Below are 6,528 nucleotides of genomic sequence, written 5' to 3'. Positions count from 1 at the left end.
TCCGCAGGCTTTGGGTCATACCCGCCGCCGTTCAGCAAGCTGGATAGCGCCAGCAGCGCGACGGTGGCGGCGAATTTTGCCTCCTTGTCAACAAAATCCCGCGCCGCGCGCAGCAATGTCGACGGGTCTGCGCCGTAGACGGCAGCACACTCAATGGCGATGTCGAAAAATCCGGCATCCTTCGCGGCGGCGAACCATTTTCCTTTATCACCACGGGTTTCGATCAGATCCAGCAGCATCTGGCGGCGGTCGCGGTCGGGGTAGGCGCGGACCAGAGCGCGGTAGACGGCGAGATTCGTTGTGCCGCTCGCAGTGCGCAGGCCGTAACTTTGATACGCTTCATCCGTGCGGCCTTGTTCGATCAACAGGGCCTCACAAAACCGATCGATGGAAAGTTCGTAGTAGCCGGGGTTTGTTTTACTGCGCGCGGCTTCGGCAAAGGCGATGGCGGCTTCCCATAAACCTTGACGCACCAGGGCCTCCGCGCCGAATCGATGGTAGGGCCAGAATTTTACCCTGTGAGTGGCGAGCAATTCCTGAAGCTCATCGTAACGGCCACGTTCCAGCAGGCAGGACAAGCAGATGGAAGTGCCTGTTACATACGAAAAATTCTGATGGTCGGCCCAGGCACGACGCACCATTTCGAGCATGAGGTCTGCATATTCGTCCATCAAAACGGGATATTGCGCGATCTCGCCCCAGCGCTCTTCGAGCGGCGCCAGATAGTCGACGCCGTCGTTCTGGACCGCCTCGAATAGGCGCGCCAGCCACTTGCCTCGGGTGGCGTGATCCGCCGGTGCGGCGATAAGGATTGGGATCAGCTCGTTCAGGGTCCGAAAGACCGCTGACCCAAGGGTGCCGGACGAGCTATCGATTCCCTGCAGACTTGGCCAGATGCGCTCGGCCAGGGACACGACGCCGTCACCCGCCAGGACAGGATCGGACTTTGCCACGGATTTGATCTCGGCGGCGGCTTCCTTGAGCCGGGTGACGGCGAGGTTTGAGCCACGCCAGCCATAGGCATTGGCCCGAAATTTTGATTTGAATTCCCACTTACGAACGGTCGCCATGATTCCTGCCCTACGCCCCCATGCCGGGGAGACTACCGCGACGCCGTCCCCGGGGATACCGCGGGTCCAATACGCCCAGTCGCGATTTCCAGGGAATGATTGGCGTTCACTTTGAGCCGGACCCACAGGGATAAGAACCCCAGCTTAGTCATGCGGTTTCGGAATCAGCGGGATTCCAAAATGACTCACCTGCTCCGAGTCGGCCGCGCGTACAAATAGGGTTGGCGGCACAGTTCGGAAGGCAACAAATTGTCGGATCATCCTCCCACCAAGGGCTCCATCGGCACCGTTTCTCTCATCCGCGTCCGGCCTGAGAAAAATGAACGGCGTTTCTATGCGCTTGCGGTTGATGTCGATTTGTTCGGCTGTGCGCTACTGGCGCGGCATTGGGGACGGCTGGGTACGACCGGTCGGATGCGGTTTGATGCTCATGAAACCGTTGCCACTGCGCTTGGCGCGCTCGCCACACTGGAGCGGACCAAGCGGCGGCGCGGCTATTGGGATAGGAAAGAATGACGCCGGTCATGCGGCTTACCGAAGGGCTGTTGGGTAGTGCCCCGGTTTGAATTTCGGCTTTGGGTGGCGAGCGGATGGTGAGCTTCCGTGCCGTTGGCGAGAGAAGCAGACGGTCCCCAAATGGCGGTTGCGGACCACAAAGAGACGGTCCGCCTTTGGGCGGCCAAGCCTAAAATGCCGACACTCAAACCGAAGGCCGTGGTTCCCGGCGCGCCAAGGTATACGCACCGGCAATCATCGCAGCGAAGCCCGACGCCGCACCGACGCCGAGTGCCCAGCGCGGCCCACAATGATCCGCCACCCAACCGACGATCGGCGCCCCGACGGGCGTGCCGCCAAGTGCCACGCCGACGCGCAGCGCCATCACCCGCCCGCGCATGGCAGGCTCGGTCGAAAGCTGCATCAGGCTGTTGCTCGTGTTGATCAATATCAATGAGGCTACACCGATGATCGCGAGTGCACCCGCGAATAGCCAATAGCATGGCGCGAGCGCAGCCAGTGTGCAGCCGATCCAGAAGACCCCAGAACCCAGCAGCAACGAGCCGAATCGTGCCTTACGTCGTCCGGCGTTCAGCAGTGCCCCGGCAACCGTTCCAATCGCCATGATCGAGGACAGCATTCCGTAGCCGCGGGCGTCGGCGTGGAACACCTTGATCGTCATGGCCGAGATGAAAATCGGGAAGTTCAGGCCGAAGGTCCCGATCAGGAACAGCATGACCAGGATGGCCTTGAGGTCTGGGCGCCCCCACACATAGCGCAATCCTGCGATGAAGCTGCCCCTGGCCCGTGGCGCCCGTGCATTTGGGTGAAGTTCGGACACACGCAGCAACGAGAGCGACATCAACACCGCGACGAAGGAAGCACCATTGATCAGGAAAGCCCAGCCGGTGCCCATCGCGGCGATGACCACGCCCGTGACAGCAGGGCCGATCATCTGCGCGGCATTGAACGAAGTCGAGTTGAGGGCAACCGCGTTGGATAGATCATCATCCCCGACCAGTTCAGAGACGAAGGTCTGGCGCACGGGCGCGTCGAACGCCGCCGCGCTGCCAAAGAGGAAGGCGAAGATATAGACGTGCCACAGTTGGACGACACCCGTGACGGTGAGAAGCCCCAGCGCCAAAGCGAGGGCGCCCATCGTCGCTTGGGTGGTGATGAGGAGCCGACGCTGGTTAAAATGATCGGCAGCAAAGCCCGTCCAGGGCAGGAGCAGAAACTGCGGCCCAAACTGCAAGGCCATCACTACGCCGACTGCCGAAGCGTTGTGATGGGTAAGTTGGGTGAAGACCAGCCAGTCCTGGGCCGTACGCTGCACCCAGGTGCCGATGTTGGAAACGAACGCCCCGGCGACCCAGACCCGATAGTTGAATCCTCGCAGGGACCGGAAGACACCCGCGAACGGGAGCGTCATGAGCGCTCTGGCGCATTACCGCCGTGGGAGCGGCCAAAATGCCGCGCCGAGAAGAGGCCAATGAGCAGACCGCCCAGCCCGAGTGCCGCGACATTGCCTGTCACCCGCAGATCGAAATGTCCAACCCGCCAGACGAGCAGGTAGCCGAGAACGAGGTTGAAGAAGCCCCACAGTACATTGACGGTCGAGGAGGAGAGTCCTTCTCCGTGTGGCTGGGCGAACGGGCTCTGGAACGGCTTGCCCATCATGCCGCTGACCGCATGTGGCACCGCATTGGCGAGGAAGACACCGCCGAAAAAATACGAGATGAGATGGAGCCAGGGCATGTCAGCTGTTCCTTGTCGCGAGAAGGTCGATGATGTTCTGGGCCGTGCCGGTTTCACCCAGCCGTGGAAAGACGTTGGCGATGCTGTAGACGTGAGCCTCGGGGCGCCGATCGGTCATGGCGTCAATGGCGAGGGTGACGTTGAAACCTTGCTCATAGGCTTGGCGCGCGGTCGCCTCGACACCGGTTGCGGTGGCCACGCCTGCGATTACCACCTGAGTCACGCCCAACGCCTTCAATCGCGCTTCAAGGCCGGTGCGCGCGAACGCGCCCCAGTTCTGCTTCGTAACCACGATGTCGCCGGGTTGTTGGTTGAGTTCCGGGATGAGGTCCGTCCATCCTTCTGGACGGAGTCCCGCTGGGCGCGGCTGCTCTGTCCGGCCTGGTGCTCCGCCCGTGACGTTGACAAGCACCACTGGCAGGTCGTGCGCGCGGAAGGCGTCGGCCAGCGCACGAGCCCGCTCTATGATCCCGCCAATGGGGTGGATGGCGGGCAGGTTGATGATGCCCTTCTGGAGGTCAACGATGATCAGGGCCGTGTTCGGGTCGAGCGTGGTCAGCGCCATGAGAACATCCTCTTGAAAATTATGATGCGGGCCGCCGTCAGTCGTCGATCAGCCGCTTGAGCAATTCAACGGACGCCACAAGTTCGCTTTGTTCCTGCGAGGATAGCCGCGCCTGAATGGTGCGGGTCAACCAATCCTGTTTTGCCGCCCGCTTTTCCTGAGCCCACTTGCGGCAGGCGTCTGTGAGTGAAAGGAGGGTCTGGCGGCCGTCATTGGGGTCCGGCGCGCCGCTCACCAACCCCGCGCCCTCAAGTGCTGTAATGACTGGCCCCATTGATTGCGGGCGCATCCCCTCCGCTCGCGCCAGGCCTGCGGCTGTCGCCGGGCCATCTTTTTCAAGACGCAGCAGCACCGAGACCTGGGAGGGCGTCAGGTCTTCCCCTTGCCCCTGCGCTCGGAGCCGGCGTTTCAGCTTGCCGAGCAGGGCACGAAGATCCTGCGCCAAGGCGGAGGCGCGGGGGAATTGGGGGTCCGTTGGGGTGGCGCTCATGCCAACGGGTTGCCATATAATAAGATAAACTGTCAAGATAATCTGATCAGATAGACTGCTTAATAATTCAACTTCCAGCCAACCAAATGCTTCAGGTCGAATGACGCGATGTCAACTTTCAAGATGTAGTTGTGGCATCCCTAAGGGGTATGTTGGCGCGCATGCCGCACGCACACTTCTTTCATTTCTGCAATCGTGGGCTCTTTAAAACCGAGGTCGCATGTCACCGATGCAGACAAACGCTGCGAACGCCCACCATCAAACAAACCGCTTGGCACCGGCGACGCAGAGGACGACACCCGCGGTGACACCAAGCATGGCTGGAGGCACCGTCTCATGCAGCAGCAGGGCAGAGGCGCCGAGGCCCAAAATTGGCTGCAGGAGCTGCAATTGGCCCACTGCCGCGATGCCGCCAAGGGCCAGCCCCCGGTACCAGAACACAAAGCCCAGCAGCATGCTGAAAGCCGAAACATAGACTAAGCCCGCCCAGGCGGAGCCTGTAACGCCGCTGAAGGTGGTGGGGCAGGTGATGAGGCTGGCCGTCAGCATGGTCGGCAGTGTCAGCACCAGCGCCCAGGAGATCACCTGCCAGCCCCCCAACCGCCGCGACAGTTTTGCTCCTTCCGCATAGCCCAGGCCGCAAACGATGATCGCGGCGAGCATCAGCACGACACCGATGCCAGGCAATGCCGCGCCATGGCGGAGCGCCACGAAGACGACGCAGGCGCTGCCCAGGCCGGCGCACAGCCAAAAGGCAGCATGCGGACGCTCACCGCCGCGCAGCACGCCGAACAAGGCGGTGGAAAGCGGTAGCAGCCCCAGGAAAATCTGCGACTGCGCGGCGTCGATATGCCGCAGGGCCAACGCCGAGAGCAGCGGAAAGCCCAGCACGACACCCAGCGCGACCACCGCCAGAGACAGAAAATCACCCCGTGCCGGCCGTGGTTGGCGGAATGCCAGCAACAGGCCCAAGGCCAGCAGCCCCGCCAGTGAGGCGCGCGCCACGGTGAGGAAAATGGGGTCGAACCCGGCCAGGGCTGCACGTGTAGCCGGCATCGAACCGCTGAAGACCAACACCCCCAGCGCGCCACTCACCCAACCTGTTGCCGTTTTATCCATATCACACTCCTTGAGAGGAGGTAGTCTATGCGGCGCGGGGCATGGCATCTCCAGGGACAATCAAGTACAGTTCCTCCAAACTGTACTTGTACTGATGGAAGGACAGATGGATCAGGCTGAAGGTACACTGGTAGCGCTCGTGATGGCAGAGATCCGCCAGCGGATTGCGGCGCGAGTGCTGGTTGCGGGCGCGCGGCTGCCCTCTATCCGCGTCTTGGCCGAGGCGCGTAAAATCTCCAAAACCACGGTCGTTGAGGCTTATGACCGGCTGGCGGCGGAGGGAGTGATCGAGCCCCGCCGTAGCTCGGGCTTTTATGTTGCGGGGCATTTGCCGCCGCTCAGTATGGCCGATACCGGGCCGCGGCTGGACCGCGAGGTGGACCCGCTCTGGGTCTCCCGCCAGTCGCTGGAAACCGCTGACGATGCGCTGAAACCCGGCTGCGGCTGGCTGCCGCCCAGCTGGATGCCGGAAACCAGCCTGCGGCGCGCTCTGCGCGGTCTGGCGCGGGCCGAGGCGGTGGCGCTGACCGATTATGGCAGTCCGCTGGGGCTGGCGCCGTTGCGGGAGCTTCTGGCCCGGCGGCTAGCAGGGTTTGGCGTACCGGCCACACCGGGGCAGATTCTGCTCACTGATTCCGGCACCCATGCGGTCGACCTGCTCTGCCGCTTCCTGCTGGAACCGGGGGACACCGTGCTGGTGGACGACCCGTGCTATTTCAATTTTCGCGCGTTGTTGCGGGCGCACCGGGCCAAGGTGGTCAGTGTGCCGTACACGCATACCGGGCCGGATGTCTCAGCTTTCGCGCAGTTGTTGGCCATTGAAAAGCCGCGCCTCTACATCACCAATGCCGCCGTGCATAACCCTACCGGCGCCTCGCTCTCTGCGCTCGTCGCGCATCGCGTGCTTAGAGTCTGACTCTGAATGGTAGCTTTTCTAACTTTTTCGTGTGATTTTTCTTGTAAGCAGGCGGATATGGGCGAGCAGGACCCATGCGGTAGCACTGGCGATTGTTGCCTCGAAATCCTTGGCG

Annotated in this window: 8 protein-coding genes and 1 pseudogene; 2 read left to right on the top strand and 7 right to left on the bottom strand. The window is 62.1% G+C overall.

Translation table 11 applies throughout. The features are described from left to right. Window positions 1-1,070, bottom strand: a 1,070-nt coding sequence (locus PHE40_RS10200; RefSeq protein WP_299961422.1) for a hypothetical protein, incomplete at its 3' end; no start/stop codon positions are given. Between the two features lie 249 nt (window positions 1,071-1,319). On the opposite strand from PHE40_RS10200, the gene PHE40_RS10195 reads away from it, so the two are divergent. Beyond that, the gene (locus PHE40_RS10195) at window positions 1,320-1,586 is read left to right on the top strand and encodes a WGR domain-containing protein (RefSeq protein WP_299961420.1); all 267 of its coding nucleotides are present in this window, start codon (window positions 1,320-1,322) and stop codon (window positions 1,584-1,586) included. 184 nt (window positions 1,587-1,770) lie between these two features. Here PHE40_RS10195 and PHE40_RS10190 read toward each other — a convergent pair whose 3' ends face one another. The 5 genes from PHE40_RS10190 to PHE40_RS10170 form a co-directional block, all read right to left on the bottom strand. Further along, complete coding sequence (locus tag PHE40_RS10190) at window positions 1,771-2,997, bottom strand: MFS transporter (RefSeq protein ID WP_299961418.1); 1,227 nt, start codon at window positions 2,995-2,997, stop codon at window positions 1,771-1,773. Continuing rightward, complete coding sequence (locus PHE40_RS10185) at window positions 2,994-3,323, bottom strand: hypothetical protein (protein WP_299961416.1); 330 nt, start codon at window positions 3,321-3,323, stop codon at window positions 2,994-2,996. The genes PHE40_RS10190 and PHE40_RS10185 overlap by 4 nt, the downstream gene beginning before the upstream one ends. A gap of 1 nt (window position 3,324) precedes the next feature. Continuing rightward, complete coding sequence (locus PHE40_RS10180; protein ID WP_299961415.1) at window positions 3,325-3,888, bottom strand: cysteine hydrolase family protein; 564 nt, start codon at window positions 3,886-3,888, stop codon at window positions 3,325-3,327. Between the two features lie 37 nt (window positions 3,889-3,925). After that, complete coding sequence (locus tag PHE40_RS10175) at window positions 3,926-4,378, bottom strand: MarR family winged helix-turn-helix transcriptional regulator (RefSeq protein ID WP_299961414.1); 453 nt, start codon at window positions 4,376-4,378, stop codon at window positions 3,926-3,928. Window positions 4,379-4,636: 258 nt separating this feature from the next. Beyond that, a complete protein-coding gene (locus PHE40_RS10170; protein ID WP_299961413.1) occupies window positions 4,637-5,497 on the bottom strand; it encodes a DMT family transporter in 861 nt (286 codons plus the stop codon). Between the two features lie 106 nt (window positions 5,498-5,603). Between PHE40_RS10170 and PHE40_RS10165 the strand changes: the two genes are divergently transcribed. Continuing rightward, window positions 5,604-6,413, top strand: coding sequence for a PLP-dependent aminotransferase family protein (locus PHE40_RS10165; RefSeq protein ID WP_366523606.1), 810 nt, complete (start codon window positions 5,604-5,606; stop codon window positions 6,411-6,413). Window positions 6,414-6,431: 18 nt separating this feature from the next. Here the strand turns inward: PHE40_RS10165 and PHE40_RS10160 are convergent. Next, window positions 6,432-6,528 (bottom strand): annotated as a pseudogene (locus tag PHE40_RS10160) (IS5/IS1182 family transposase); the annotation flags it as partial.

Source organism: Acidocella sp. (assembly GCF_028687955.1).
Taxonomy (GTDB): domain Bacteria; phylum Pseudomonadota; class Alphaproteobacteria; order Acetobacterales; family Acetobacteraceae; genus Acidocella.
This window is presented reverse-complemented; position numbering and strand designations above follow the sequence as displayed.

Excerpts from the sequence above, each read along its gene's own strand:
- PHE40_RS10175 (WP_299961414.1), bottom strand. The coding sequence starts at position 4,378 with ATGAGCGCCACCCCAACGGACCCCCAATTCCCCCGCGCCTCCGCCTTG.
- PHE40_RS10185 (WP_299961416.1), bottom strand. The coding sequence starts at position 3,323 with ATGCCCTGGCTCCATCTCATCTCGTATTTTTTCGGCGGTGTCTTCCTC.
- PHE40_RS10165 (WP_366523606.1), top strand. The coding sequence starts at position 5,604 with ATGGATCAGGCTGAAGGTACACTGGTAGCGCTCGTGATGGCAGAGATC.
- PHE40_RS10190 (WP_299961418.1), bottom strand. The coding sequence starts at position 2,997 with ATGACGCTCCCGTTCGCGGGTGTCTTCCGGTCCCTGCGAGGATTCAAC.
- PHE40_RS10180 (WP_299961415.1), bottom strand. The coding sequence starts at position 3,888 with ATGGCGCTGACCACGCTCGACCCGAACACGGCCCTGATCATCGTTGAC.
- PHE40_RS10170 (WP_299961413.1), bottom strand. The coding sequence starts at position 5,497 with ATGGATAAAACGGCAACAGGTTGGGTGAGTGGCGCGCTGGGGGTGTTG.